The organism is Inquilinus limosus DSM 16000 (assembly GCF_000423185.1).
In the GTDB taxonomy this organism is placed as follows: domain Bacteria; phylum Pseudomonadota; class Alphaproteobacteria; order DSM-16000; family Inquilinaceae; genus Inquilinus; species Inquilinus limosus.
This window is the reverse complement of sequence record NZ_AUHM01000001.1, coordinates 762,169-787,363: the sequence shown is the minus strand read 5'-3', so window position 1 is coordinate 787,363 and position 25,195 is coordinate 762,169. Positions and strand designations below refer to the sequence as shown.

29 protein-coding genes are annotated in these 25,195 nt (G+C 68.7%); 16 read left to right on the top strand and 13 right to left on the bottom strand.

Going from position 1 to position 25,195, the window contains the following annotated elements:
* The first annotated feature begins 6 nt into the window (after positions 1–6).
* The 8 genes from G537_RS36315 (at position 7) to G537_RS0103820 (ending at position 6,895) form a co-directional block, all read left to right on the top strand.
* A complete protein-coding gene (locus tag G537_RS36315) occupies positions 7–666 on the top strand; it encodes a Spy/CpxP family protein refolding chaperone (protein WP_081688556.1) in 660 nt (219 codons plus the stop codon).
* A 22-nt stretch (positions 667–688) separates the two neighbouring features.
* Positions 689–2,215, top strand: coding sequence for an arginine-ornithine antiporter (arcD, locus tag G537_RS0103845; protein WP_081688555.1), 1,527 nt, complete (start codon positions 689–691; stop codon positions 2,213–2,215).
* A gap of 11 nt (positions 2,216–2,226) precedes the next feature.
* Entirely contained in the window at positions 2,227–3,435 is a 1,209-nt protein-coding gene (locus G537_RS0103840) for an arginine deiminase (RefSeq protein ID WP_026868975.1), read from the top strand.
* A gap of 14 nt (positions 3,436–3,449) precedes the next feature.
* Positions 3,450–4,451 carry an ornithine carbamoyltransferase gene (gene argF, locus G537_RS0103835; protein WP_026868974.1) on the top strand — a complete coding sequence of 334 codons (1,002 nt, stop codon included), beginning with the start codon at positions 3,450–3,452 and terminating at the stop codon, positions 4,449–4,451.
* A gap of 2 nt (positions 4,452–4,453) precedes the next feature.
* Entirely contained in the window at positions 4,454–5,392 is a 939-nt protein-coding gene (gene arcC, locus G537_RS0103830; RefSeq protein ID WP_026868973.1) for a carbamate kinase, read from the top strand.
* 135 nt (positions 5,393–5,527) lie between these two features.
* Positions 5,528–5,983 (top strand): universal stress protein, encoded by a 456-nt coding sequence (locus G537_RS0103825; protein WP_026868972.1) that lies wholly within the window; start codon positions 5,528–5,530, stop codon positions 5,981–5,983.
* A gap of 51 nt (positions 5,984–6,034) precedes the next feature.
* Positions 6,035–6,388, top strand: a complete 354-nt coding sequence (locus G537_RS45360) for a DUF2934 domain-containing protein (RefSeq protein ID WP_342665190.1) — start codon at positions 6,035–6,037, stop codon at positions 6,386–6,388.
* A gap of 18 nt (positions 6,389–6,406) precedes the next feature.
* Complete coding sequence (locus G537_RS0103820; RefSeq protein ID WP_026868971.1) at positions 6,407–6,895, top strand: CDP-archaeol synthase; 489 nt, start codon at positions 6,407–6,409, stop codon at positions 6,893–6,895.
* On the opposite strand, the gene G537_RS0103815 is transcribed toward G537_RS0103820, so the two are convergent.
* The 8 genes from G537_RS0103815 to G537_RS0103780 form a co-directional block, all read right to left on the bottom strand.
* A complete protein-coding gene (locus tag G537_RS0103815; protein ID WP_026868970.1) occupies positions 6,889–7,836 on the bottom strand; it encodes a metallophosphoesterase in 948 nt (315 codons plus the stop codon). The genes G537_RS0103820 and G537_RS0103815 overlap by 7 nt on opposite strands.
* Positions 7,837–7,945: 109 nt before the next feature.
* Positions 7,946–8,725 (bottom strand): universal stress protein, encoded by a 780-nt coding sequence (locus tag G537_RS0103810; protein ID WP_026868969.1) that lies wholly within the window; start codon positions 8,723–8,725, stop codon positions 7,946–7,948.
* A 115-nt stretch (positions 8,726–8,840) separates the two neighbouring features.
* Entirely contained in the window at positions 8,841–9,488 is a 648-nt protein-coding gene (locus G537_RS0103805; protein ID WP_026868968.1) for a BON domain-containing protein, read from the bottom strand.
* 132 nt (positions 9,489–9,620) lie between these two features.
* Positions 9,621–9,890, bottom strand: coding sequence for a ChaB family protein (locus G537_RS42820; protein WP_081688552.1), 270 nt, complete (start codon positions 9,888–9,890; stop codon positions 9,621–9,623).
* Between the two features lie 48 nt (positions 9,891–9,938).
* Positions 9,939–10,364, bottom strand: a complete 426-nt coding sequence (locus tag G537_RS0103795) for a hypothetical protein (RefSeq protein ID WP_026868967.1) — start codon at positions 10,362–10,364, stop codon at positions 9,939–9,941.
* A 271-nt stretch (positions 10,365–10,635) separates the two neighbouring features.
* Entirely contained in the window at positions 10,636–11,088 is a 453-nt protein-coding gene (gene trxC / locus G537_RS0103790; protein ID WP_026868966.1) for a thioredoxin TrxC, read from the bottom strand.
* A gap of 21 nt (positions 11,089–11,109) precedes the next feature.
* Positions 11,110–11,781 (bottom strand): sigma factor-like helix-turn-helix DNA-binding protein, encoded by a 672-nt coding sequence (locus G537_RS41880; protein WP_155888483.1) that lies wholly within the window; start codon positions 11,779–11,781, stop codon positions 11,110–11,112.
* Between the two features lie 38 nt (positions 11,782–11,819).
* Positions 11,820–12,482 (bottom strand): BON domain-containing protein, encoded by a 663-nt coding sequence (locus tag G537_RS0103780; protein WP_034850399.1) that lies wholly within the window; start codon positions 12,480–12,482, stop codon positions 11,820–11,822.
* A gap of 159 nt (positions 12,483–12,641) precedes the next feature.
* Between G537_RS0103780 and G537_RS36305 the strand changes: the two genes are divergently transcribed.
* From G537_RS36305 to G537_RS0103760, 4 genes are all read left to right on the top strand, one after another.
* On the top strand, positions 12,642–13,703 hold the full coding sequence (locus G537_RS36305; RefSeq protein ID WP_051247794.1) for a hypothetical protein: 1,062 nt from the start codon (positions 12,642–12,644) through the stop codon (positions 13,701–13,703).
* A 1-nt stretch (position 13,704) separates the two neighbouring features.
* Positions 13,705–14,697, top strand: a complete 993-nt coding sequence (locus G537_RS0103770) for a ribose-phosphate diphosphokinase (protein ID WP_026868963.1) — start codon at positions 13,705–13,707, stop codon at positions 14,695–14,697.
* A 36-nt stretch (positions 14,698–14,733) separates the two neighbouring features.
* Positions 14,734–15,429: a YbhB/YbcL family Raf kinase inhibitor-like protein gene (locus tag G537_RS42815; RefSeq protein ID WP_081688551.1), complete on the top strand. Its 696-nt coding sequence runs from the start codon at positions 14,734–14,736 to the stop codon at positions 15,427–15,429.
* Between the two features lie 340 nt (positions 15,430–15,769).
* Complete coding sequence (locus G537_RS0103760) at positions 15,770–17,176, top strand: nicotinate phosphoribosyltransferase (protein ID WP_245578889.1); 1,407 nt, start codon at positions 15,770–15,772, stop codon at positions 17,174–17,176.
* A 20-nt stretch (positions 17,177–17,196) separates the two neighbouring features.
* Here G537_RS0103760 and G537_RS0103755 read toward each other — a convergent pair whose 3' ends face one another.
* Positions 17,197–18,210 (bottom strand): universal stress protein, encoded by a 1,014-nt coding sequence (locus G537_RS0103755; RefSeq protein WP_162146081.1) that lies wholly within the window; start codon positions 18,208–18,210, stop codon positions 17,197–17,199.
* Between the two features lie 57 nt (positions 18,211–18,267).
* Here G537_RS0103755 and G537_RS0103750 point away from each other — a divergent pair, with 57 nt between their 5' ends.
* From G537_RS0103750 to G537_RS0103735, 4 genes are all read left to right on the top strand, one after another.
* The gene (locus G537_RS0103750; protein ID WP_245578886.1) at positions 18,268–19,167 is read left to right on the top strand and encodes an RMD1 family protein; all 900 of its coding nucleotides are present in this window, start codon (positions 18,268–18,270) and stop codon (positions 19,165–19,167) included.
* Positions 19,168–19,258: 91 nt separating this feature from the next.
* Positions 19,259–19,759, top strand: a complete 501-nt coding sequence (locus tag G537_RS0103745; protein WP_155888482.1) for a Spy/CpxP family protein refolding chaperone — start codon at positions 19,259–19,261, stop codon at positions 19,757–19,759.
* Between the two features lie 58 nt (positions 19,760–19,817).
* Positions 19,818–20,255, top strand: a complete 438-nt coding sequence (locus G537_RS0103740; RefSeq protein ID WP_026868958.1) for a universal stress protein — start codon at positions 19,818–19,820, stop codon at positions 20,253–20,255.
* 26 nt (positions 20,256–20,281) lie between these two features.
* Positions 20,282–20,686 (top strand): DUF3775 domain-containing protein, encoded by a 405-nt coding sequence (locus G537_RS0103735; RefSeq protein WP_026868957.1) that lies wholly within the window; start codon positions 20,282–20,284, stop codon positions 20,684–20,686.
* Between the two features lie 5 nt (positions 20,687–20,691).
* Here G537_RS0103735 and G537_RS0103730 read toward each other — a convergent pair whose 3' ends face one another.
* The 4 genes from G537_RS0103730 to G537_RS36290 all read right to left on the bottom strand — a co-directional run bounded on the left by G537_RS0103730 (position 20,692) and on the right by G537_RS36290 (position 25,153).
* Complete coding sequence (locus G537_RS0103730) at positions 20,692–21,144, bottom strand: hypothetical protein (RefSeq protein WP_026868956.1); 453 nt, start codon at positions 21,142–21,144, stop codon at positions 20,692–20,694.
* 32 nt (positions 21,145–21,176) lie between these two features.
* Positions 21,177–21,881 carry a phosphoribosyltransferase gene (locus tag G537_RS36295; RefSeq protein ID WP_051247790.1) on the bottom strand — a complete coding sequence of 235 codons (705 nt, stop codon included), beginning with the start codon at positions 21,879–21,881 and terminating at the stop codon, positions 21,177–21,179.
* Positions 21,882–21,959: 78 nt separating this feature from the next.
* Entirely contained in the window at positions 21,960–24,041 is a 2,082-nt protein-coding gene (locus G537_RS0103720) for an NAD(+) synthase (RefSeq protein ID WP_034850398.1), read from the bottom strand.
* 92 nt (positions 24,042–24,133) lie between these two features.
* Positions 24,134–25,153 (bottom strand): 1-phosphofructokinase family hexose kinase, encoded by a 1,020-nt coding sequence (locus G537_RS36290; protein ID WP_064742062.1) that lies wholly within the window; start codon positions 25,151–25,153, stop codon positions 24,134–24,136.
* Between the last annotated feature and the right edge of the window lie 42 nt (positions 25,154–25,195).

Below are 25,195 nucleotides of genomic sequence, written 5' to 3'. Positions count from 1 at the left end.
ACGCAGGTGATCGAAATCCGCTGCCTCGGGCAGGGATCCTTGACCTGGCTCAAGGATCGGATGCGGCTGCCGGGCGAGGATGACCCTCACGTCAGATCCGGCACCGTCGCCGAAGACAGGAGGTCTTCCATGGTCGCACCGCAACGCATCCCATTCGCCAGCCTGGCCGCTCTGGCGACGGTCGTCACTCTGCTCAGCGGGCCGGGCCTGGCCCAGCCGGCCGGCCCGTCCGGCCCGGGGGCTCCGCCGATGATGGAGCGAGGACCCGGCGCCGGCATGCGCGGCGACGCGATGGGACACCATATGATGTGCGGCCCGCGCCTCGCAGGCATGGTCGCCGAACACCTCGCCTGGATCGAGGATGTCGTCGCCCCGACCGAAGCGCAGCGCCCGTCCTTCGAAGCGCTCAAGACCGCGGCCGAACGGGCGCGGGACGTCATGCGCGCCGCCTGCCTGACGCGGTCGAGCGCCACCCTGCCCGAGCGCCTGGACGCCATGCAGGCTCGGCTCGAGGCGATGCTGCAGGCGATGGCGATCGCGCGGCCGGCCTTGGATGCATTCTACGGCACGCTGGATGGCGATCAGAAAAGCCGGCTCGACGCCGGCGGGCGTTGGATGCGCGGGCCCGAAGGCTGGCCTTGGCGGCATGGAGATCGGGACGACTGATCTCCCTCCTTGATCCGCGTCAATGTCGCCGCCCCCCAAAGCGGTCTGCAATGAGACAGTATCCCCATCCGCAAGGAGACATCCCGTGACGACAACGGATCTCGGCGCGCCGCGGACGGCGGCGTCGGTCGGCACCGGAAAGCTGCGCCTCGGCGCTCTGACCGCGCTCGTCATCGGGTCGATGGTCGGCTCGGGGGTCTTCAGCCTGCCGCAGAACATGGCCGCGGGGGCGGGGCCTCTGGCGATCATCATCGGCTGGGCGATCACCGCGGCGGGCATGCTGGCGCTGGTCTTCGTCTACCAGTCGCTGGCGGTGCGCAAGCCCGAGCTGGATGCGGGGCCCTATGCCTACGCCAAGGCCGGGTTCGGTCCGTTCATCGGCTTCAACAGCGCCTGGGGCTACTGGATCAGCGCCTGGGTCGGCAACGTCTCCTATGCCGTGATCGTGTTCAGCGCGCTGTCCTACTTCGTCCCGGCCTTCGGCGACGGCAATACGTGGCAAGCGGTGCTCGGCGCCTCGATCTTGCTCTGGATCATCCACGCCTCGATCCTGTCCGGCATCCGCGAAGCGGCGATCGTCAACCTGATCGTCACCATCGCCAAGATCGCGCCGATCGTGCTGTTCGTCGGCGTGGCGGCGGTCGCCTTCAGGATCGACGTCTTCACACTCGACCTTTCGGGTCTTGGAAACGCCTCGCTCGGCACGATCGGGGCACAGGTCAAGAGCACCATGCTGGTCACCCTCTGGGTGTTCATCGGCATCGAGGGGGCAAGCGTGCTGTCCGCCCGCGCCGAGCGGCGCCGGGATATAGCGACGGCCACCGCGCTCGGTTTCTTCACCTGCCTCGCGCTCTACGCGCTGGTGTCGCTGCTCTCGCTCGGCATCCTGACCCAGCCGGAGCTCGCGGCGCTGAAGAACCCGTCCATGGCGGGAGTCCTGGAGGCGGTGGTCGGTTCCTGGGGTGCCGTCCTCATCAATATCGCCCTCGTGGTCTCCGTCCTCGGCGCCTTCTTGAGCTGGACGCTGCTCGCGGCCGAGATTCCGCACGCCGCGGCGCGCGACGGGGCGATGCCGGGCTTCTTCGCTCAGGAGAGCGAGCGAGGCGTGCCCGCGAACTCGCTCTTCGTCACCAACGCCCTGGTGCAGCTCTTCCTCGTCATCACGCTCTTTGCGGAGAGCTCCTATCAGGCCCTGTTCTCGATCGCGTCGACAGCAATTCTGGTGCCTTACACCTTCTCCGGCGCCTACGCGGCCAAGCTGGCTGTGAACGGAGAGGGCTATGGAAAAGGGGAGGCGCGCACCGGCGCTCTCCTGATCGGGCTTCTCGCCACCCTCTACGGGCTGTGGCTCGTCTACGCGGCAGGCCCCGCCTACCTCTTCATGTGCGCCGTGCTCTATGCGCTCGGACTGCCCGTCTATCTCTGGGCCCGGCGCGAAACGGGCCGGCGCTTGCTCCACCCCGTCGAAGCCATATTCGCCGCCGCCCTTCTCGCCGTTGGCCTGTTCGCTGCCTACGAGATGTGGATCGGCGCCGTCAACCCGCTCTGAACGGATCGATCATGACCACCCTCGGCGTCCATTCCGAGGTGGGCCGGCTGCGTGAAGTGCTGGTCCACCGTCCCGATCTCAGCCTGCGTCGGCTGACCCCGGACAACTGCCACGCCCTCCTGTTCGACGACGTGCTGTGGGTGAAGAAGGCCCGCCAGGAGCACGATATCTTCGTCGACGCGCTTGGCGAGCGCGGCGTGGTGGTGCGGGATCTCGGCGACCTCCTGGCCGAGGCGATGGTCCTGCCGGAGGCGCGGCGCTGGCTGCTGGACCGCAGGATCGATCCGGCGATCGTGGGATGCGATCTCGCCGGCGAGCTGCGCGGCTGGCTCGACGGCATGGCGGCGGTGGATCTGGCGAGCTGTCTCGTCGGCGGCATCGCGCGGGCCGAGCTGCCCTTCACGCCCACGGGCCTGAGCGGCCGGGCGCTGGCGGCCGAGGATTTCGTGCTGCCGCCCCTGCCCAACCAGCTCTTCACCCGCGACAGCACCTCTTGGATCTACGGCGGCGTCACCGTCAACTCGATGTACTGGCCGGCCCGCCGGCCGGAGGCGGCGAATGTCGAGGCCATCTACCGCTTCCATCCGCGGTTCCGCGACGCCGGCTTCACCTTGCTGTCGGAGGGAGGCGGCCCATCGCTCGAAGGCGGCGACGTGATGCCGATCGGCGGCGGCGTCGTGCTCATTGGAATGGGCGAGCGGACGACGCCGCAGGCGGTGAGCGCACTGGCGCGACGGCTGTTCGCCACCGGCACCGCGGAGCAGGTCATCGCCGCGCTGATGCCGCGAGACCGCAGCTTCATGCATCTCGACACGGTCTTCACCTTCTGCGACCGGGATCTGATCACGATCTATCCGCCGGTGGTCGAGCGGCTGCGCAGCTTCTCATTGCGGCCGGGCGGAGCCGAAGGCTCGGTCGAGGTGAGGGAGGAGGCGGCGCGCTTCACCGATCTCGTGGCCGAAGCCCTGGGGCTGAAGGCGTTGCGCATCGTCGCCACCGGCGGCGATGCCTGGGAGGCGGAGCGCGAGCAGTGGGACGACGGCAACAACGTGATCGCCGTCGAGCCCGGGGTCGTCATCGGCTACGACCGCAACGTCTACACCAACACGCTGCTGCGCCGTGCCGGGATCGAGGTGATCACCGTGGACGGTGCCGAGCTGAGCCGCGGCCGCGGCGGCGGCCACTGCATGACCTGTCCCCTGATCCGCGATCCGGCCTGAGAAGAGGAACCACCATGCCGATCAATCTCCGCGGCCGCAGCGTCCTGGCGCTCGACGATTTCTCGCCTGGCGAGATCCGCTTCCTGCTGCGCCTCGCGGCGGAACTCAAGGGCGCCAAGGCCGCAGGGACCGAGGTGCCGCACCTCGCCCGCAAGAACATCGCGCTGATCTTCGAGAAGGATTCGACCCGCACCCGTACCGGCTTCGAGGTCGCGGCCTACGACCAGGGGGCTCATGTCACCTATCTGGGGCCTTCCGGCAGCCAGATCGGCCACAAGGAATCGATCAGGGACACGGCCCGGGTGCTCGGCCGCATCTACGACGCGATCGAATACCGCGGCTTTGGCCAGTCGGCGGTCGAGACGCTCGCGGCTCATGCCGGGGTGCCGGTCTATAACGGCCTCACCGACGAATCCCACCCGACCCAGATCCTGGCCGACTTCATGACGATGCGGGAATTCACCCACAAGCATCTGTCGGACTTGGCCGTGACCTTTCTGGGGGACGGGCGCAACAACGTGGCGCGGTCGCTCGCGGTCGGCGCGGCCAAGGTCGGGATCGACCTGCGGATCGCGGCGCCCGAGGCGCTGTGGCCGGATCCCGGCTTCGTGGCCCATCTGCGCGAGATCGGCATGGCGACCGGCGGTCGCTTGTCGCTCACGGCCGACATCGAGCAGGCGGTGAGGGGCGCGGATTTCCTCTACACCGACGTCTGGCTCTCCATGGGCGAGGACGAAGCCGGCTGGGGCGAACGGATCGAGCTTCTGGCGCCCTACCGGTTGACCCGGGCCGTCATGGCGGCGGCCGGGAACCCCTATGCGAAGTTCATGCACTGCCTGCCGTCCCTCCACAACACCGAGACCGAGGTCGGCGCCGAGATCGCCGAGCGGTTCGGCCTGGACTGCATGGAGGTTACGGACGAGGTGTTCGAATCGCCGGCGTCCATCGTCTTCGACCAGGCGGAGAACCGCATGCACACGATCAAGGCCATCCTCGTCGCGACCATCGGGGGCTGAACATGCTGATCGTGGCGGCGCTCGGCGGCAACGCGCTCCTCAAGCGAGGACAGCCGCTCACGGCCGAGAACCAGCGCGGCAATGTCCGGCGGGCCGCGCAGGCCCTGGCCCTGCTGATCGAGGCCGGGCACAGGCTGGTCGTCACCCACGGCAACGGCCCGCAGGTCGGGCTGCTGGCCCTGCAGGCGGCGGCCGGACCGGCCGATGGGGCCTATCCGCTCGACGTGCTGGGGGCGGAGAGCGAGGGCATGATCGGCTATCTGATCGAGCAGGAGCTCGCCAATCTCCTGCGCGCAACGGCCATCGCGACGCTGCTGACCCAGACGCGCGTCGATCCCGAGGATGCCGCCTTCGGCCGGCCGACCAAACCGATCGGCCCTGTCTACGACGAAAGCACGGCCCAGCATCTCTCCGCCGCCCGAAGCTGGCGGATCGCCCGGGACGGCGCGGCCTGGCGCCGGGTCGTGCCGTCGCCCAGGCCCATCCAGATCCTGGAAGCACGGGTGATCGCTCTCCTCGTGGAGCAGGGGGTAACGGTGATCTGCGCCGGCGGGGGCGGGATTCCGGTCGTCGAGCGGCCGGACGGCAGCCTGGCCGGGGTGGAGGCCGTGGTCGACAAGGACTCCGCCAGCGCGCTCCTGGCGCGCGAACTGCAAGCGGATCTGCTGCTGATGCTGACCGACGTCGATGCTGTCTACAGCGGCTACGGCACGCCGGCCGAGCGCGCGATCCGGCGGACGGCCCCTGCCGACCTCGTCATCGAGGACTTCCCTGCCGGCTCGATGGGGCCGAAGGTCGCGGCCGCGAAGGAGTTCGCGCTCGGCACGGGCCGCCCGGCGGCGATCGGCAGGCTCGACGATGCCCTTTGGGTCGTCCGAGGCGAGCGGGGAACATGGATCGATGTCCCCGATTCGTCGGAGGAGCGGGGCGGCGCGAGGTGATGCCGGAGCGAGGCCGCACGCCGTACGGCTGATGCGACGATTCCGGGGGAACCTGCCTCCGCTTGACGCAGATCAAGGCCGCTCCCGCCCGGCCGTCGTGACATGGGCCAATCGATCCTGCGAAGGCCGAAGACCATGGGCAAGTACCTGATCCTGTGCGCGACCGACGGGTCGCCAGCGGCGCGGAAGGCACTCGATTTCGCGGCGGACCTCACCCGTGAGAAGGGCGGCAAGCTTCTGGTGATGCATGTCCAGCAGACCCATGGCAGCAGCCTCGTGACCCCGGGGCTCGAGGAGCTCGAGCGTGTGGAGAACATCCGCCTCACCGAGGCCGACATGCTGCACGGTGCGGCCGAGCACATTGCCGAGCAAGGGGCTCGCTCGGCAAGGGAGCGGGGGGCGCCGAGCGTCGACATCCTGGTCGAAGAGGGCGATCCGGCCAGTCGGATCGTCGAGGCGGCGAGGGACCACGGCGCGGAGGCGATCGTGATCGGCAGCCGCGGCCTGGGAGACCTGCAGGGCCTGCTATTGGGAAGCGTGAGCCACAAGGTGGCCCATCTCGCACCGTGCACCTGCATCATCGTTCGATGATGGACGGGCCGCATCCTGTGTCGGCACTCCGGTCTTCGACCGGTCGCGACGATGCTCAAGAGGGCGGAGAGACAGATGAACGTGATCGCGAGGCTGCGGCGGATGCTGTCCCGTCCCGGCGCCAGGACAGCGAGCCTCGGCAGGTCGACCGTGCCCGTTCCGGCGTGCGGTCATGCCGGGCACGCGGTCCGGCGTCCGGTCGAGGAGGACGAGATCCGCCGGCATGCTTACGAGATCTGGGAACGGGAAGGCCGCCCGGAAGGGCGTGCCGAGGAGCACTGGCGGCGCGCCAAGACGGAGCCGCGTCGCTGCCGGAGGCGAATTGCACCGGCCGTCCGGGCGGCGAAGGCGGCATGCCTCCGGGCGCCGAAGGCGCGTGACGCTCCGGTGTCTCCACATCCTTGAAACCGGTGTCGAATCGCGATGGAGATCTGGCTGATCCTGCGGGCCCTGGCCCTTCTCGCGGCGGCGAATGGCGCGCCCGTCATCGCCAAGAGCCTCTTCGGCCGGCGATGCGCCTGGCCGCTCGACTTCGGCACGCGCTTCATCGATGGCCGGCCGCTGCTCGGCCCCTCGAAGACGATCCGCGGCGTTCTCCTCGGCACCCTGGCCGCCTCGGTCCTGGCCGGGCCGTTCGGGCTCGACTGGACGACGGGGGCGCTTGTCGGCATGACGGCGATGGCCGGCGACCTTCTGTCGAGCTTTGTCAAGCGGCGCCTCGGCCTCCGGTCCAGCGGCGAGGCTCCCGGGCTCGACCAGGTTCCGGAATCGCTCATCCCCCTGGTCGTGTGCCGGCCGCTCCTCGGGCTCGATCTTGCCCAGACCCTGCTCGCCACCGGTCTGTTCTGGATGGGCGAACTGGTCGTGTCGCGCCTGCTATATCGGTTGGGGCTGCGCGACCGTCCTTACTGAGCGGATCCGTGCTCAAGCCGATGCAGGGTGATTTCCGGGGGGCAGTTGAACCTCACGGCGACAATGCTGGAGCCGGCGCCCGTCGAGGTATAGCCGGCCATGCGTCCATAGCGCCACAGTCCGGAGCCGAAGGCCCGCGGCAGCACGGAATCGAGGGTAATCGGAATCGAACCGGGAAGGCAGATCTGGCCGCCATGGGTATGACCGGCAAGGAGCAGATCGAAGCCGGCATGGGCCGCCTGGCGGTAGATCTCCGGCGTGTGCGACAGCAGGATCGAGTAGTGGTCGGGCGGAATGTTCTCTGCGGCTTTCTCGATATTGTCGACCCTGAAGAAGTGTGCGTCGTCGATGCCGCACAGGTGAAGCCGATCGCCTCCCCGGGCGATGGTCTCCGCTTCGTTCAGGAGCATCCGGATGCCCATGTCCTCGAGCCCGGGAAGCATCCGGATGGTGTCATGATTGCCGAGGACGCCGTAGACCGGCGCGCGCAGATGTGGCCGCAGCCGCGCCATGCCGTCGAGGGCGGCCTCGAACCCCCCGAAGGTCGCGGCACGATAGTCGCCCGTCAGGACGGCGATGTCGTACCGAAGGTCTCGCAGGAGATCGACGACGCGGTCCATGGCGGGCCGGTTCATGTCCACATGAGGATCGCTGATCTGCAGGATGGTGAAGCCGTCGAACGACGAAGGCACGCGCGCCGAGGCAATCCGCGTGGTCTGAAGCCGGACCTGCGCCGCATTCCTGCGTCCCCGCGCATAGAGGCCGGACAGCCAGAGAGCGCCCCTGATGACCGAGTGGATCGAATACCAGTTCTCGATGTGAACGAGATTGAGGCCCTGGCCGAAGATCCGCGCCTCGTGGTCCTCCTCGATGCCGATGCGCTGTCGTGCGTGCACGGCGCCCAGCCGCAGCTCCAGCCGTCGGACCAGGTCGCTGTCCAACGGCCGCGTCATGCCGGACCCGACCCCGGTCTCCGCAGCGCATGAAGGCTGTGGTCCGGTCGAAGCCTCGCGGTGATGTCGGGCCCTTCGCCAGACACCGTTCGCAAGCCTAGTGCGACATCAGGACCGGCATCGAGGCGTTGCGGATCAGGTCCGCGCTCACGCCGCCGAACAGGCCCTCGATCAATCGGGAATGGCCATAGGCGCCGGCCACGATGAGATCGGCCTCCTGCCGGTCGAGGCATGAGAACAGCGCGTCAACCGGCGAGCTGTCGCCCATATCGGGCCAGGTGAAGAGTTCCGCCTCGACGCCGTGCTGCCGGAGATGGTCGGCCATGAGGTGGGGAGCGGAGTCCAGCCCGTCGGTGGGCGGCGCGAACTCGAAGAGCGTCACCCGTTCGGCCCGTGCCATAAGCGGCAGCGCGTCGTGCGCGGCGCGGGTCGCCTCGCGGCTCGGAGTCCAGGCGAGGACGATGCTTTGGCCCACCGGCTTCGGCCGCCAATCCGGGGGCAGGATCAGGACGGGCACTCCGGCGGAGATCAGGACGTCCTCGGGCATGGCCGGCAGGACGAGTCCGACGTTCGACTCATGCCGCTGCGTGGCGATGACCAGATCGGCGAAATGCGCGTAGGCCGCCTTCCAACTGCCGGTCGAGCGGTCCGCGACCCGGAATTCGCCGTTGAGATGGGCATGGTTCAGCCGGGAGAGGAACAGATCCTGAAGGCCCGTCGCCTGCTCCTTCCATCGGCCCTCAAAGGCCGCGGGCGTGCTGACGTCGACGCCGAGCACGCGAGCACCGTGCTGCCGGGCGAGGGTGATCGCCACATCCAGGCGCACCGGGGTATCGCTCGTCGCGTCGAGGAACACCAGGATGTCCTTGTAAGGCATCAGAACCTCCATGATCGAGCCGGAAGCGGTGGCTCTGCACCGTCCGGGGGGACGGTCGGGATCGTGCCGGACACATGGAGGGCCGGCACGATCGGTCGGCGGCGGCGCGGCCCGTTCAGCCGATGGCCAGCTGGTCGTCGACCGCGGTGACGCCGGGCACCGACCAGGCGGCGCGTTTCACTGCATCGCGCTCGTGCCAGCTGTGCACCCGGCCGTCGACCACGACCTTGGTATCACTGACATGGATCCGGATCCCGCCGGCCTCGAGCTCGGCGCTTCGCTTCAGGGCGTTCTCGATCCGGCTCTTCACGTCGGTCACCTGGACCTGCGCCTTGATCTCGATCAGGTTGCTCACCCCGACGACGCCCGACAGTTTCCGCACCGCGTGTTCGGCCGCCACCTTCTGGTACTGCCAGTCGACCTTTCCGGTGAGCGTGATCCAGCCCGACTGGACCTTGACCTTCAGCATGTCGTTCGGGATCGTCGTGTCCCAGGTGATGATGTTGACCGCCTGGGCCGCGATCTCGTCGTCGGCCTTCCTCTTTCCGGCCGGAGTGCGCACCTCGATCTCCTGGGCGAGGCCGCGCACACCCTTGACCCGCTGGGCGGCGCGCTCGGCCGCGAGCTTCTCGGCGTAGCTCGCGACATGGCCCGTCAGGGTGACGATCCCCTTGTCGGCAGCGACGCCGATATGGGCGGCATCCACGCTCGGCTCGAACTCGAGCTCGTCGATGACGCGCTGCCGCAGATCCAGGTCGCTCATGATTTCCTCCATCAAAGCTGTTCGGGACCGGACGAGCCGGTCTCGGCATCGTGCGGCAATGGAGTCCGGCTGCCTTTGACCTGGATCAACGAGCCGGTGCTTCGGGGTCGGTTGGCGGCGTCCGGATGGCCGTCATCGGCCAAGTCGTCGCCGACGATGAGATGCGCTTCGCCCGTCGGTCGCATCAGCTGTGCCGGCCACCCAGAGGTCGCCCTCCTTGCGGTAGTGGCGCTTGACCGCCGTCCAGGCCACCCGATGGGCGATCTGCTCGCGCTGATCGGCGCCCCGGTCGGCGTAGCCCGACCAGGCGCCATTGAAGGCCCCACGATAGATCTCCTGGGCATGCGGGGGCAGGTGCAGCCGGACCGGCAACGGGAGATCTTCCGTGGATCGATAGGGCATCGCTTCTCTCCGAAAGCTTCGAACCTGGGCTCGGCCAATGCCTTGCCTTCATAGGCACGGCCATGGATCCAAGGCGCGGTCCCGCCATCGTCGGTAGGCGTCGCCGTAGTCGCTCTCCGGACTGGTCTCGTTGCCGAAGCGGTCGCGGAACGGATTGATCACGTGACGACCGTGGCAATCGAAGCCGTCCGTGACCGCGGCGATGCCCCGGGTTTCGGCGATCGCATCGTTCCGGAGGCCGCGCAGGAAGGCCAGGGCGTCGAGGCCGTCGAGTCCCAGCCATTCCTCGGCGTCACAAGGGCCGAGGCCCAGGCGGCGCGGCACGCGCCAGCGGCCGCGGATATCGAAGACAAGCGGCGCGGCAGCGTCGTCCGGCCCCGGGCGCCGGGCGACGACGCGCAATTCGAGCCGGTCGGAGAAGCAGCCGCTCAGCTCCATCACGTCCAGTCCGACGATATCCGGCGACAGACCCATCCTTCCAAGTCGGCGGAGCGTCTGCGCGAAGGGGAGTGACGCTTGGGGACGGAGCCTCCCATGCCGGGCTTCGGACGTCGGATCGCGTCGGACGCCGGGATGATGCGTGCGGGCGTGCATGGCCGTCTCCGGTGCGATATTGTCTTGCGGCCGGCGGAGGGATCGCCTGCCTGCCGACCCGGAACCGCAACAGTCTGCGCTGGCTCGGAACGAATGCCTTTGACCCAGATCAAGCTGCCGGGGGATAGCGGGGGAAGGGAACGGCGCCGGCTCACGCAGGCGGCAGGTGCCGCACCACCCACTGCCGCAGGGCGCTGCCGGGCAGGCTTCCCGCATACCGCGCCAACTCGCGGCCACCCTTGAAGAGCACGAGCGTCGGCACGGTTCGGACGCCGTAGTGTGCCGGCAGCCGCGGTTCGGCATCGACATCGACCTTGCCGAGGCGCAGATGAGGCTCCAGTTCCTCCGCCAGGGCCGCGAAGGCCGGTTCCATGGCCCGGCATGGCCCGCACCACGGAGCCCAGAAGTCAACCAGGATCGGCAGATCCGACGAGCCGGCGTGCCGGTCGAAGCGGGCCTCGTCGGGGATGATCGGAGCGCGGGTGAAGAGCGGGCTTCGGCAGCGGCCGCACCGGCCGCGCTCGCCCCGGCGGTCCGTCGGCAGCCTGTTGAGGCTATCGCAGTGCGGACAGGGAACGACAATCATCCCGCCGATCGACGTCATCGGGCTGCGCCGTCCACGGGCTCAAGGGACGAGGTCACGGCGCGATGCCGCATCAGGCCCGATAGTCCGGCCGGAATGCGATGGGACGCCGGCTGCCGGTCCCGCCGGCCATCCGAAGGCTGCGGGATAGTTCGTGGTGTCCGGCGTCAGCAGCCCCGCCATCTCCATGGGCGCCGCGGTCGAGGCGAAGGGCCAGCCGGTGCCGTGGCCGGCAGGTCGGTACGGCGCGGCCTGGGACTCGCTTTCGCCCACGGGGAGGGATGCGGAGGCTTTGCCTGCCGGGCCGAGGCCGTCCTGCCGCGCGATACCCGCACGCCCGCGGTCAAAGAGCTCGACCGCTTCGTCGCGGCTCAAGCCAAGAGACCGCGCGGTTTCCGCCAGCGAGAAGCCCTCCAGGAGGGTCAGGAGCAGGACCTGTCGCTCGGCCGCGGGCAGCATGGCGATGCCGTGGCGGACAGTCTGGCCAGGGTCGGCCTCTCCACCCTCGCCGGCCACCGCTTCGGCAGCGGCCCAGAACTCGTTCAGGAGGGACAGTATTCTCGGATGGGGATCGATGCCGAACCGTTCGGGATCGGCGGCGGCGACGTCGAGGCAGGCCTGGACGAGGGCGTCGCCGCGCGCGATAGAGCCTGTGAGATTGTGGGCGTAGCGCCGCAGCCGCGGCACCAATGATGCAAAAGGTTCGGGAATCACGGGGGCGTTCTCCTTCGATTGCAGCGACGTCGCGGCCGTCAGGGCTGGATCTCGACCCGGTTCTCGACATCGATCACGCCGGGCACCGACCAGGCGGCGATCTCGGCGGCATCGCGCTCGAATGAGGCGCGGACCTTGCCGGAGAGGGAGATCTTGCCGTCCGAGGCGGCCACAACGATGTGCGAGGCGTCGAGATCGGCGCTGCGCTTCAGCGCCGCCTCGATCTCGCGGCGGACTTCGGGAACCGACGCCATGCGATGCGCCGGATTGACCCGGATCGCATTGATGACGGCGACCACCCCTTTCAGCGCCTCGACCGCATGCTCCGCCTCGCGCTTGTGGCACTGCCAGTCGAGATCGCCGGTCAGCCGGACGACGCCATGCTCGACGGTGACGTGGATCCGCTCGGCGGGGAGGGTGCTGTGCCACTCGAGGGCGGCGACGGCGCGTTTGCCGATCTCCTCGTCGGAGAGTTTCTCGTCGCCCGACAGGCGGACGGTGATGTCCTGGACCACGGCCCTGACGCCCTCGATCCTGAGGGCCGCCTCGGCGGCGGCGAGCTTCTGGGCGTGGTTGGAGACATGGCCCGAGAGGGTGACGACGCCGTCCGTGACCGCGACGCCGATCTCGGCCGCATCGATGCTCGGCTCGTAGTCGAGCTCTTCGAGGACCAGGCGCTGCAGGCTCTTGTCCGTATCCATGGCCGACCTCCGCAAATGGGATGGCGGCACGTTAGGCCGTGACGTCAGGACGGGCCTTGACCTGGATCAAACCGGGCCGCGGCGAGGGTCGATACTGTGCCCGTCAGGTCTCGCCGGCGGACCTCCTCCACCGGAGCCGGCAGGCGGGAGCATGAAACGATGGCTTCAGTCGAGGACACGGGAGACGTCCCCCTGGTCGAGAAGGTCGCGGCGCTGAGCGATCCGGCTGCCTACCCGGAGCCCACGGCGACCGTTTCGGCGGTCGAGACCCACTTCTCCTGGGTCTTCCTCACGGACGGGTTCGCCTACAAGCTCAAGAAGCCGCTCAGGACGGAAGAGATGGACCTCACCAGCCTGGCCGGCCGGACCAGGAACTGCGAACGCGAGGTCTATCTCAATCGCCGGCTGGCGCCCGATGTCTATCTTGGCATCGTCGACCTGATGGCGGGCGAGGACGGGCGGCTCCGCCTGTCCGGCTCCGGAAAAGTGGTCGACAGGCTCGTCCGGATGCGTCGGCTGCCGGAGGACGACTGCCTCGAGACCCGCCTGAAGCAGGGTCGGGTCTCGCCTGAGGACGTGGCGCGGATCGCCCGTGGCCTCGCCGAGTTCTTGACCTCTCAGCCCTCCCTGGAACCGGTGTCGCCGGTGCCTCTTCGAAAGGAAATCAACACCTCCCTTCGGGATCTCGCGGTCGCCTGCGACGGATGTTTCGAGCAGGCGGCCCGCAGAGTGACGGCTCGTCTTCTCGCCTTTCTCGAATATCGCTCCGACGTGCCGGGGCGTGATCGCCTCGTCGACGGTCATGGCGATCTCCGACCCGAGCATGTGTTTCTCGGGCCTCCGCTGCGGATCATCGATTGTCTCGAATTCTCGGACACCCTGCGCCGGAGGGATCCGGTCGACGAGCTGGCCGCGCTCGGGATGGAATGCGAGCGGCTCGGGGTGGCCTGGATCGGCCCGGTGCTCCTCGAGACCTACGGCCAGGTGGCAGGCGCTCCGCCGTCTCCGGATCTCTGTGCCTTCTACCGAGGTCTCAGGGCGCTGGTGCGGGCGCGGATCGGGGTCCGCCACCTGACGGAGACCCCGATCCGCACCCCCGAACGATGGCCACGGCAGGCCGCCGAATATCTTCGCCTGGCCGATCGGGCGGCGGCGGAGCTGCGTGGGCCTTCGATGGGCCGGTCGAGCCCGACTGCGGCGCTCCGATCCAAGGGACGCTGACATGCCTGCCGGAGAAACCCCGGTCCTGTTCGCGCTCTCGGAAACCCGTGCCTATGGCGAGCGCGTCGCGCATCGCCTCGGGGTCCCGCTCACGCTGCACGAGGAGCGCGGCTTCGAGGACGGCGAGCACAAGACGCGGCCGCTGGCCGACATTCAGGGCCGCGAGGTCTTCGTCATCCAGTCTCTTCATGGCGAGGCCGGGCAGAGCGTCAACGACAAGCTGTGCCGGCTCCTCTTCTTCGTCGGCGCGGTCCAGGATGCCGGGGCTGCGCGCGTGACGGTCGTCGCTCCCTATCTCTGCTACGCCCGCAAGGACCGCAAGACCCAGGCCCAGGACCCGACCACGACGCGCTATGTGGCCCAGATGCTGGAGGCCTGCGGGGCCGATGCCGTGGTCACGCTCGATGTGCACAACGTCGCGGCGTTCCAGAATGCGTTCCGTCGCCCAACCATGCATCTCGAAGCCTGGCCGCTCTTCGTCGATCATTTCGTGCCGCTCTTGGGTGAGGCGCCGGTCGTGGTCGTGTCGCCGGATATCGGCGGGACCAAGCGCGCCGAGCAGTTCCGTCGGGGCCTCGCCCGGGCGTTGGGCCGGGAGCCGGGCTTCGCGGTCCAGGAAAAGCATCGGGGCGGGGGCGTGGTCGCCGGCGATCTCTTCCTCGGCGATGTCGCGGGTCGCACGGCGATCGTGATCGACGACCTCGTGAGCACCGGCGGAACGCTTCGCCGGGCCGCCGGGCACTGCCGGGCGGGCGGCGCTTCTGCGGTCTTCGCCGCGGCAACGCACGGTCTTCTGATCGGCGAGGGGGCGGCGGCACTGCTCTCGGACCCGGCCTTCGACCGCATCGTGGTGACCGATACGGTCGAGCCGCAATGCGCGCACCCTGCGGCGGGATCGAAGCTCGAACGCATCGACACCAGCGGCCTCGTCGCCGATGCGATCCGGACGATCCTGGGAGGCACATCCGCATCCGGCTCCGCGTCTCCCGTCTGAGACCCGCGGCTGCTGTGTCGGGCCGTGCCGCCGGAAATGTATCGGCTTGACTTGGATCAAAGTGGCGGGCGTCGGTCCCCGATATCGTCGGCGGCGCGGCATGGCGGGATCTCGTCCCGGACTGTCCGGGAGCGCGGCACGAACTCCCGCAGGACGAAGGCGCAACCCGCCGTGCCGCGCCGGGGCGGGTGGACTGCGATCGAAGCTCGATGTCGCGTCCGCTCCGGCGTCCCCGATCCTCTCGCTGTCGGCCTGGGCCGTCTCTGGAGGCCTCATGCAGATCACCTCGCCCTTGTTCACGACGGCGCCGAGATCCCTTGCGAGTGCGCCCTCGACGGGGGAAATCTCTCGCCGCCCCTGGCCTGGCGCGACGCGCCGCCGGAGACCCGGAGCTTCGCGCTCGTGTGCGAGGACCCGGACGCCCCCGGACACGCATGGCGTCATTGGGCGGTCTACGACATCCCGCGAGAGCAGGCGGCGCTCGCGGAAGGTTTGCCCGAGGTGAACGCCGTGCGCGGTATTCGCCAGGCGAAGAACGATTTCGGCCGCCTCGGCTATGGCGGGCCATGCCCGCCCCGGGGGCACGGCACCCATCACTATCGCTTCCGGCTGTTCGCGCTTCCGGTCGAGCGGCTGAAGCTCTCGCGCGAGCCGAGCTGTCGGGATGTCGAGCGAGCCGCCCGTCGCCTCGCCATCGCCGAGGCGGAGCTCGTCGGGCTCTACCGTCGATGAAGACCCGGTAGCGGGAAGGTCGCCGGCCGGCCCCGCTCCGTACTGTCCCGCCGCCTGACCCCGTCGATCTGCCAGGAGATGGTCGATCCGGCGCCGCATAAGGGAGTTTCGATATGTCCCAGACCTGTCATCTGGCCTATGTCGTGGAACCGAGGCACCATGGATGGACCATAGTGTTCGGGCATATGGATTTCGGCCACTTCGAGACGCGTCGCGAGGCGCTCCGCTCGGCGAGGCACGATGCCAGTTTCTGCCGTTCGCTCGGCCACGACGTCTCTCTTCACGCCAAGCGCCGGGATGGCGGGTCTCGCCGCATCCCCATCCCGCCCTGGGATGCAATGTGCGGCGCTTCCAGCCATTCATCGGGCTCGCACGGTCCGGTCTGATCTTGGAGATACCGATGGGCCCGTCGGAGAGTCCGCTTCTGCTGGATCTCTACCAATTCACGATGATGGCTGCCTATCTGGAGCACGGCATGACGGCACCGGCAGCGTTCGAGTTCTTCGTCCGCAAGCTGCCGGCCCGGCGCGGCTTCCTGATGGCCGCCGGGCTCGAGCAGGTCCTCGATCATCTCGAGGGGCTGTGCTTCGGCGAAGACGATTTGCGGTATCTGGCGCAGACCGACCGGTTTTCCGCCGATTTCCTGAACTATCTCGCCGGCTTCCGGTTCTCCGGCGACGTCGACGCCATGCCGGAAGGCACGGTGTTCTTCCCCGACGAGCCTGTGATCCGCGTGACGGCGCCGCTGCCCGAAGCTCAGATGGTCGAGACGCGGCTCGTCAATCTGCTGCAGTTCCAGACGATCGTGGCCTCCAAGGCCGCGCGGATGGTGCTCGCGGCAGCCGGCAGGCCGCTCGTGGATTTCGGCCTGCGCCGCGCTCACGGTGCGGAGGCCGGGCTGCTCGCGGCGCGGGCCGCCTATCTCGCCGGCTTCACCGGCACCGCGACGCTGCTCGCCGAGCAGCGCTTCGGTGTTCCCGCCTTCGGCACCATGGCGCATTCCTTCATCCAGGCTCATGACGACGAAGCCCTGGCCTTCGAGCGCTTCGCCCGGGCGCGGCCCCGCGACCTCGTCCTCCTCATCGACACCTACGACACCGATCGGGGAGCGCGTCGCGTCGTCGAGCTGGCGCCACGTCTGGCGCGCGACGGCATCGTCATTCGCGGCGTCAGGATCGACAGCGGCGACCTCGCCGAGCACGCACGGCGGGTGCGGGCGATCCTGGACGCCGGCGGGCTCTCCGGCGCGCAGATCTTCGCGAGCGGCGGGTTGGACGAGGACGACTTGTCGGTCTTCACCGCTCGGGCGGTGCCGATCGACGCCTACGGGATCGGCACCAGCCTGACGACCTCCTTCGACGCACCTGCCCTCGACTGCGCCTACAAGCTGCAGGAATATGACGGGGTGGCTCGCCGAAAGCGCTCGGAGGGGAAGGCGACCTGGCCCGGCCGGAAGCAGGTCTGGCGCCGGCACGACACCGGCGGGACGATCGCGGGCGATGTCGTCGCGCTGGAAGCGGAGCAGGAGGAGGGCCGGCCTTTGCTCCAGCCGGTCATGCGCGGCGGGCGGCGGCTGCCGGGCCTGCCGACACTGGCCGAAGCGCGGCGGCGTGCGACCGGCGAGCTCGCCTCCCTGCCTGCCGCGCTCCGGCAACTGGGGGTGGCGGTGCCTGCCGTCCAGATCAGTGTCGCGCTGCAAAGGCTGGCCGAGGCCTGTGATCGCCGGGACCCGCTCCCGCCGCGGTGAGGGAGCAGGTCCCGTCGCACTCAATGCGACATCAGCACCGGCACGGTCATGGACCGCAGGATCGACCGCGTGACGCCGCCGAAGATCATCTCGTGGAATCGGGCGTGGCCGTAACATCCCATGACCAGAAGGTCCGCGCTTCGCTCGGAAATGAAGTTCAGGATCTCCGTCGAGATGTCCGGGGCGGGGACCTCGCGGACCACGACATCGGCGCGGACGTCATGGCTCGCCAGATGTCGCGCGATATCGATGCCCGGGATCTGGTCTCGCTTCGGCGGCGTGACCGCCAGAACGTCAACCTGTCGCGCGCGCTGCAGCAGCGGCATCGCGTCGGCGACTGCACGGGCGGCTTCACGGCTCGCGTTCCAGGCGACGACGACATGCTCGCACGGGGTGGCCGCCGCGCCGGCACGAGGAATGATCAGGACCGGCCGTCCGCTGGTCAGCGCCAGCTCTGGCGCCAGCCCGAAGGAGGCAGGTTCCCGTTCCGGATCGCTCTGGTCGACCACGATGACGTCGGCATAGCGTCCGTGGATCGCGATGGTGTCGATGAGGTCGCCGCGGCCGGAGCGCCATTCGCCATGCCCGGCATAGCCATAGCGCTCGATCGTCGCCTCGAACCGGCGCTTCGCGTCGGCAAGATCCTGGTCGTTGGCACGCTCCAGCGCCTCGATCGCCGAGGCCGGAAGCCCCTCGATGCCGACGAGGCCGGTCCAGGCGTCCGGGCGGACACCGAGCCCGATCAGCCGGGCATCCTGGCGGCGGGCGAAGTCGATCGCAGCGGCCAGGGCGGGGGTTTCGTCGCTGCCGACGTGAACCAGAACATCGCGATAGGGCATGATCTCACCTCCTGAGGTCCGGGGCGAGGACAGCGCCGGCGGGGTGCGCGGCCGTCCCAGCACGCCCCAACCATCGGAACTTCCCGGTCCCGATTCCTTGATCGGGATCAAACAGGGCCTCGATGTTCGCACGGATGCCGGATGGCCGCGTCGGCGCCGCCATGGGGCCGATGCCGGCCCCTTGATCTGGCGCAAAGCGGCCGGACCTTCCTTCGTGTAGCCGGAAGAACGACGTTGCGGTGGAGACAGAAGGTGTCGATCCGGGACACGGCTCGGGCGGGACAGGCGGACGATCATTTCGGGAAGCCGGCATCACCCGGCGCGCCGGATGTATCGGCGGCGATCCGTGGACGCATGTCCGCAGGCGAAGAGAGCGGCGGGATCCTGGCGCGAGCGCTCCTGCTCGGCGAGCGCCTTGATACCCGTGCGCTCAGGCTTGCGGAAGAGGCTGCTCTGCTGCTGCCGATGACGGTCCGGGTCGGGGATAGCTGGGTGGTGCTGTTCCGCTATGGCGTGATCGTCTCCTTCGGCCTGTCGCGGCCGGCCGAGGCCGCGTTCCTCGACTCACTCGCGCACGCGGTCAGCGAACCTCTGCCGGCGCCGGAATGCGAAGATGTCCGCATCCTGGTGGGTGGGGAGCACGAGGAAACGCTCGATGCCGCTGGTGCCATCGTCGTGCGGCAGGCTTCTGTCGACCGCTTGCGGGCGATCGCGGAGATCCTGGCGGGGAACGCATTGCTGTCGCACCATGAAGCAACCATCGCGCAGCTGTTCGACCGGGTCGAGCCGCTCGCGATCGCGCTGCGCCGCGAGGGCCGCATCGGCTGGCGCGACCGGGATTTGCTGCGCCAGATCGGCGACGTGCTGTTCACGCAACACAAGATGGTCGGCCGGGCCGAAGCGATGGACAAGCCCGAGCTGCTCTGGGAATTTCCGGAGCTCGAGCGGCTGTATGCGCGGCTCGAAGCGGAATACGAGCTGCGTGACCGTGCCCGGGCGCTCGACGCCAAGCTCGATCTCCTGTCGCGCAGCTGCGAGACGCTGATCGGCCTGGTCCAGGCTCGGCGCAGCCTGCGCGTCGAATGGTATGTCGTCTTCCTGATCATGGCCGAGCTCCGCCTGTCGATCTTCGCCCTGGTACAGACGGGCTAGACCGGGCGCGGGACGATGCGGCCGCGGCCGGCTTGATCCAGGTCAAGGCCGAGAGCGGCACCGCCTGGAACAGTGTTCCGACACGCTCTGCATGCGGGGCGTCGCCGGAGGAGCCGCCATGTGGATCCGAGACATCGTCCTGCTTCTGCGGTCGGCGCCCCTGGCCGCAGCGGCGGTGCTGGTCAGTGCGTCGCTCGCGGCCGGGTCCGTCGATGCGCCGGCGGGCCTTAGTGATCGCAGCGAAGTCACCCCGGATCCGCATGGCATGGCGGTCTGCGGCTACTGGCTCGGCGACGGCGCTGCCCGAGACCTGGCCTGGATCAAGGACATCGTCAGGCCGACCGAAAGCCAGCGCACCTCCTTCGATGCTCTCGAGCTGGCCGTGCAGGAAGCGCAGGAGACGATGCGCGCGGCCTGCCGGGCCGGTCCGTCGGACGAACCGGAGGAATTGCCCAGGGAGATCGAGGCGGTGCTCCTGGCCTTCGCCATCATCTGCCCCGCCTTCGATGCCTTCTACGGCCAGCTGAGCGACGAGCAGAAAAGCCGTCTCGAGAATGCCATGGGCTGGGGAGACGGCGAGGCCGAGGACTAGACGCGGCCGAATGGCGGCCGGACGGAGCGGGCCGGACCCCGTGAGATCGGAGGCAGACATGTTCAAGCACATCCTGATCCCGACCGACGGGTCGCCGCTGGCCGAGCGCGCCGTCGATCGCGGCCTTCGCCTGGCCGCGGCTTTCCACGCCAGAGCCACTCTGGTGATGGTCACCGAGCCGTTCCACGTCTTCAGCCTCAGGCCCATCCAGGTGTCGATGAGCGAGGCCGACTACGCCGCCGCCATGGACCAGCGAGGCCATGATCTCCTGACGGGAGGCACGACCCTGGCGCGGGAGCTGGGCGTCCCCTGCGAGCCGGTCGTCGTCGAGGACGAGCATCCGTACAACGCCATCATCGATGTCGCCACGGAACGGGACTGCGACCTGATCGCGATGGCGTCTCACGGGCGGCGAGGCGTCTCCGCATTGGTGCTCGGCAGCGAGACCCAGAAGGTGCTGACGCACTCCAAGATCCCGGTCCTGGTGTTCCGCTGATCCGTCGTCGCCTGGAGGCACATTCCATGATCACGATTCCTCTCGAGAAGCTTGCCTACATCGTCGCAAAGGCACGCGCGTTCGACGCCGAGGTGCCTCCGGTCGACGACAGCTCGGGCTCGAACCCGTCGGATGATGGCAGCCGCGACATCCTCGAGGACACGCCGGACAATCCGACCTACGCGGAGCTGGTCGATGCGATCGACTCGCTGAGCGATGAGGAACGTGTCGAGCTGCTCGCCCTCGTCTGGCTGGGGCGCGGCGATGTCACGCGCGAGGAGTGGCCCGAGGTGCTGGAGCAGGCCAAGGACCTGCATGACGAGCGGGAGACCGATTATCTCGTCGGAACGCCTCTTCTCGGTGACTACATTGCCGAAGGCCTCGGCCAGTTCGGCACTTCGCTGGAGGAGTTCGAGGTCGGACGCATGTAGGTCCGTCACCGATGCGGCGGGTGGTCCCTGCCTCGCATGAGCAGATAGGCCGCCACAAGGAAGCCCGCGGCGAGGACCGTAACGACGAATCCGAGCAGGCCGGAGGCGACGGCGAACCGGAAGGCGCTCGCGGTCGGGATCGCGGCGTCCGGCAGGGGCTCGGGAAGGGGCGCCGCGTCGGGGACCGTTGCCGCCGATCCGGTCAGGGCCAGCACCAGCACTGCGACGAGGACGCCGATGCTCACCGCGGCGTTGACCAGGCACAGCCATGCCCAGGCGTCCCGTTCCGTCTTCGCACCAAAGGCGATCAGCGCCGCGAGGAGCCCGGCGATCGTCCATGCCACCCAGGCATACCTCCAGCCTCCCGCGAGGCCGGCGGCGATCGCGGTGTGGAGCAGCCCCGAAAGGATCACGAGGATGAACCCCAGAAGACACGCCGCGAGCAATCGCCGGCTCATCTGATCCTCCCGAAACGCACCCGAGAGCGAGGTTAGGCTTTCTTGGAGACGGAGGATTGACCGGGATCAATTTCCCGCTGGATCGACAGCGAAGGCGCGGAGGAAAGGCGTCCGAGACGATCGATCACGTCCTGGTCGGTGACTTGGCTGAAGTCTCTGTAGACCGCCCCGACAGCCCCATACGGCTCGAGGTCCTCGAGGCAGACGACCTCACCGGCCAAGCCATGGAAGGCCGAGATCGTCGCGAGCGGGCCAACCGGCACGGCCAGCACGGACCGCTTCGGCTTCCGGCGTCGAAGCGCCAGTAGCGCCGCCCGGACGGTGGCTCCGGTGGCGATGCCGTCGTCGATCACGATGGCAACCCGTCCGGCGACATCGATCGAGGCACGATCACCCACATAGAGGCGTCGCCGCCGCTCGATCTTCCTGAGTTCGCGGTTGCAGAGCGTCTGGAACCTGCTCTCGGAAACTCCCGCTGCACGAATGATGTCGTCGTTGCGAACAATCACCGGGTTCGATCCGTCGACCACCGCTCCCATCGCCAGCTCCGGATGGGTCGGCACGCCGATCTTGCGGACCAGGATCAGATCCAACGGTGCCTCGAGCGCTACGGCCACCTCGGCGGCCACGGGAACGCCTCCTCGCGGCAGCGCCAGGATCACCGGCCGCGTCGCCTTGTAAGGGTCGAGCGCGCGGGCGAGGCTTCGCCCGGCATCGGACCGATCGACATAGGTCACAGGAGCCTCCCATTCCCGACTGGTGCTGAAAGGTGCCGGATACCTGGCCGCGACCGCCCGTATCGTCCTTGAGCGGGATCAATCGGATTCGGTCGTTGTCTTCGGAGCGGGGGCGTTCCGATGCAACTCGTCCACCCAGGTTTGGGCGCCGGCATCGCTCGGTGCCCGCCAGTCGCCGCGCGGCGACAGCGATCCGCCCGACCCGATCTTCGGTCCGTTGGGCATTGCCGACCGCTTGAACTGGCTCGACTGGAAGAACCGGACGAGGAACAGCTCCAGCCACTTCAGGATCGTCGCCAGGTCGTATTCCCGGCGCTCGGCGGCCGGCACCCAGTCGGGCCAGTCGCCGGCATCGATGTTCCCCCAGGCATATTCTGCCAGGAAGGCGACCTTGCTCGGCCGATAGCCGTATCGACTGAGATAGTAGAGGTTGAAGTCCTGCAGCTCATAAGGGCCGACGGTTTCTTCCGCCAGCTGCGAGGGGACGTCGCCGCTGCCGGGCACCAGCTCCGGCGAGATCGGTGTGTCGAGGATCGACCGCAGCGCGCCCCGGGCGTCGTCACCGAAGGCTTCGGTCTCCGCCGACCAGCGGACAAGATGGCGGATCAGGGTCTTCGGCACCGAGACGTTGACGGCATAGTGTGACATGTGATCGCCGACGCCGTAGGTCGTGTAGCCGAGCGCCAGCTCGGACAGGTCGCTGGTTCCGATCACGATCGCGCCGTGCAGGTTGGCGAGACGGAAGAGGTGCGAGGTTCGCTCCCCCGCCTGGACGTTCTCGAAGGTGATGTCGTGGACCGCCTCGCCGCGGGCGAAGGGATGGTCGATGTCCTTCAACATCTGCAACGCCGAAGGCCTTATGTCGATCTCGGCGGCGGTCACGCCCAGCGCCGCCATCAGCCTGTGGGCGCTGTCCTGCGTTCTGCGGCTGCTCGCGAAACCCGGCAGGCTGAAGCCCAGGATGCTGCCGCGGGGCAGGCCGAGCTCGTCGAAGGCCTTCGCCGTGACGAGCAGGGCCTGGGCGGAATCGAGCCCACCCGAGACGCCGATCACCGCCTTGCCGATGCCTGTCGCCCGGAGCCGCTGGGCCAGTCCCTGGACCTGGATATCGTAGGCTTCGCGGCAACGCTCGTCGCGCCGCGCGCGGTCGGCGGGCACGAACGGGAAACGGTCGATTCGCCGGATGGTCGGCACCTCGCCCGTCGGCGGCTCGAGCCGGAAGGGGATGCGGCGCAGGGCCGCGAGGCGGGCGCGGTGCGCCGCGGCGCAATCGTTGAAGCTGGTCGTCCGAGTCCGCTCCTGGCGGAGACGGTCGAGATCGAGATCGGCGAGGACCAGCCGGGCTCCTCCGGTGAAACGCTCGCCCTCGGCCAGGAGCTCGGCGTTCTCGTAGATCAGCGCGTGCCCGTCCCAGGCGAGATCCGTGGTCGACTCGCCGGGTCCGGCGGCGGAATAGAGATACGCCGCGAGGCATCGGCCGGACTGCGAGGCGCACAGCAGACGCCGGTAGTCCGCCTTGCCGATGGTGGCGTTGCTGGCGGAGAGATTCACCAGGACCGTGGCGCCGGCGAGCGCTGCATCGGTGCTGGGCGGGATCGGCACCCAAAGGTCTTCGCAGATCTCGACGTGGATCGCGAGGCCGTCATGGTCGGCGGCGCTGAAAAGCAGGTCGCGGCCGAACGGGATGTCCTCGCCCTTGATCCGGATGGTCCGGGTGACTGCGGCGTCGCCCGGGGTGAATTGCCGCCTTTCGTAGAACTCGCGATAGTTCGGCAGGTAGGTTTTGGGCACGATCCCCAGGATGCGGCCGCGGTGCACGACGAGAGCGCAGTTGAAGAGCTTCGCCTCGTGCCGCAACGGGGCTCCGGCAATGATGACAGGGCCGAGCGCCCGGCTCGCCTCGACGAGCTCGGCCACAGCCGACTCGACCGCGTCGAGCAGCGCGTCCTGGAGGAAGAGATCCTCGTTTGAATAGGCCGACAGCCCGAGCTCGGGGAAGACCGCGATCGCGGCGTGATGCGTCTCGGCCTGGCGGACGAGGTCGAGCGTGCGCCGCAGGTTCTCCGCCGGTGAGGCGATCGCAGGCTGTGGCGTGCACACCGCGGCCCGCACGAAGCCATGGGCGTAGATCGAGCAGAACGGCAGGCGGTCATCGGACATGGTGTCGTGCGGGCTTCCCTTCGTCCTCGTCCCTCCGCCGGAAGGATCGCTCTCAAGATCTGGCGGAACGGCTCCTGCCGTTTTGACGCAGGTCAAGATTCAAGCGATCCGCCAGGTGTTTCCGCGCTCGCTTCGGGGTTTGCCTTCGGCCGGGCGTCGCACAGCTGTCGGTCGAGGGGGTGCGATCCTGCCAGGCTCGCGTAGAGGCGGTCGGTCGTCGCGCGGTCGCAGAGCGCGGTTCCCGGGGCGAGAAGGGTGGCTCCGGCTGCCGCCATTCCGTATCCGAAGGCGTCCTCGACGGACCAGCCGCGGGCGACCGCCGTCAGCATCCCCCCGACCAGGCTGTCCCCGGCACCGACGGTGCCTCCCACCGCCACCTGCACGGCCGGGTGGTTCCGGCAGGTCCGTTCCGTCACCAGGACGGCGCCGTCCGCGCCGAGGGAGACCACCACGATCTCGGCGGCGTGGCGGGCCACGAGCTCGCGGGAGAACGCGACGGCCTCCTCGGCAGAACCAAGCGCTCGGCCCGCGACCGTCTCGAGTTCCCGCAGGCTGGGCTTGACCAGGTAGACTCCTTCGCGCAGCGCCGCGGCAAGGGCCGCGCCCGACGTGTCGAGGACAAAGCGGGCGTGCTGCCGGGTCGCGATCCGCGCCGCGCGGCCGTAGAAGTCCTCGGGAAGGCCGGGCGGCAGGCTGCCGCTTCCCACGGCGATCGTTCCCTCCGAGACGAGGCGGTCGAACTGCGCGAGAATCTGGGTGCCCTCGTGATCCGAGATCGTCGGGCCGGGAAGCACGAAGCGATACTGCCGGCGGCCGGCCCTGTCGCGGACGATGAAGCTGAAGCGCGTCGGGGCGGTGATCGGCACGCTCTGCCTCGGCACGCGCTCGGCGTCCAAGAGGTCGCTGAGCCGCTCGCCGTAGGAGCCTCCTGCGGGATAGAGGGCGATCGCGTCGCCGCCGAGCCGGTGGATGACGCGCGCGACGTTGATGCCTCCGCCGCCGGGCTGCTCGATGCCCGGATCGCACCGCATCTTGTGCTGGTCCACCAGCTCGGCGACGGCGGTGGACACGTCGAGCGCCGGATTGGGCGTAAGGCAGACGATCGGCTTCATGGAGATCCTGGCTCGTAGGTGGGACATCCCGTTGGTTGCCGC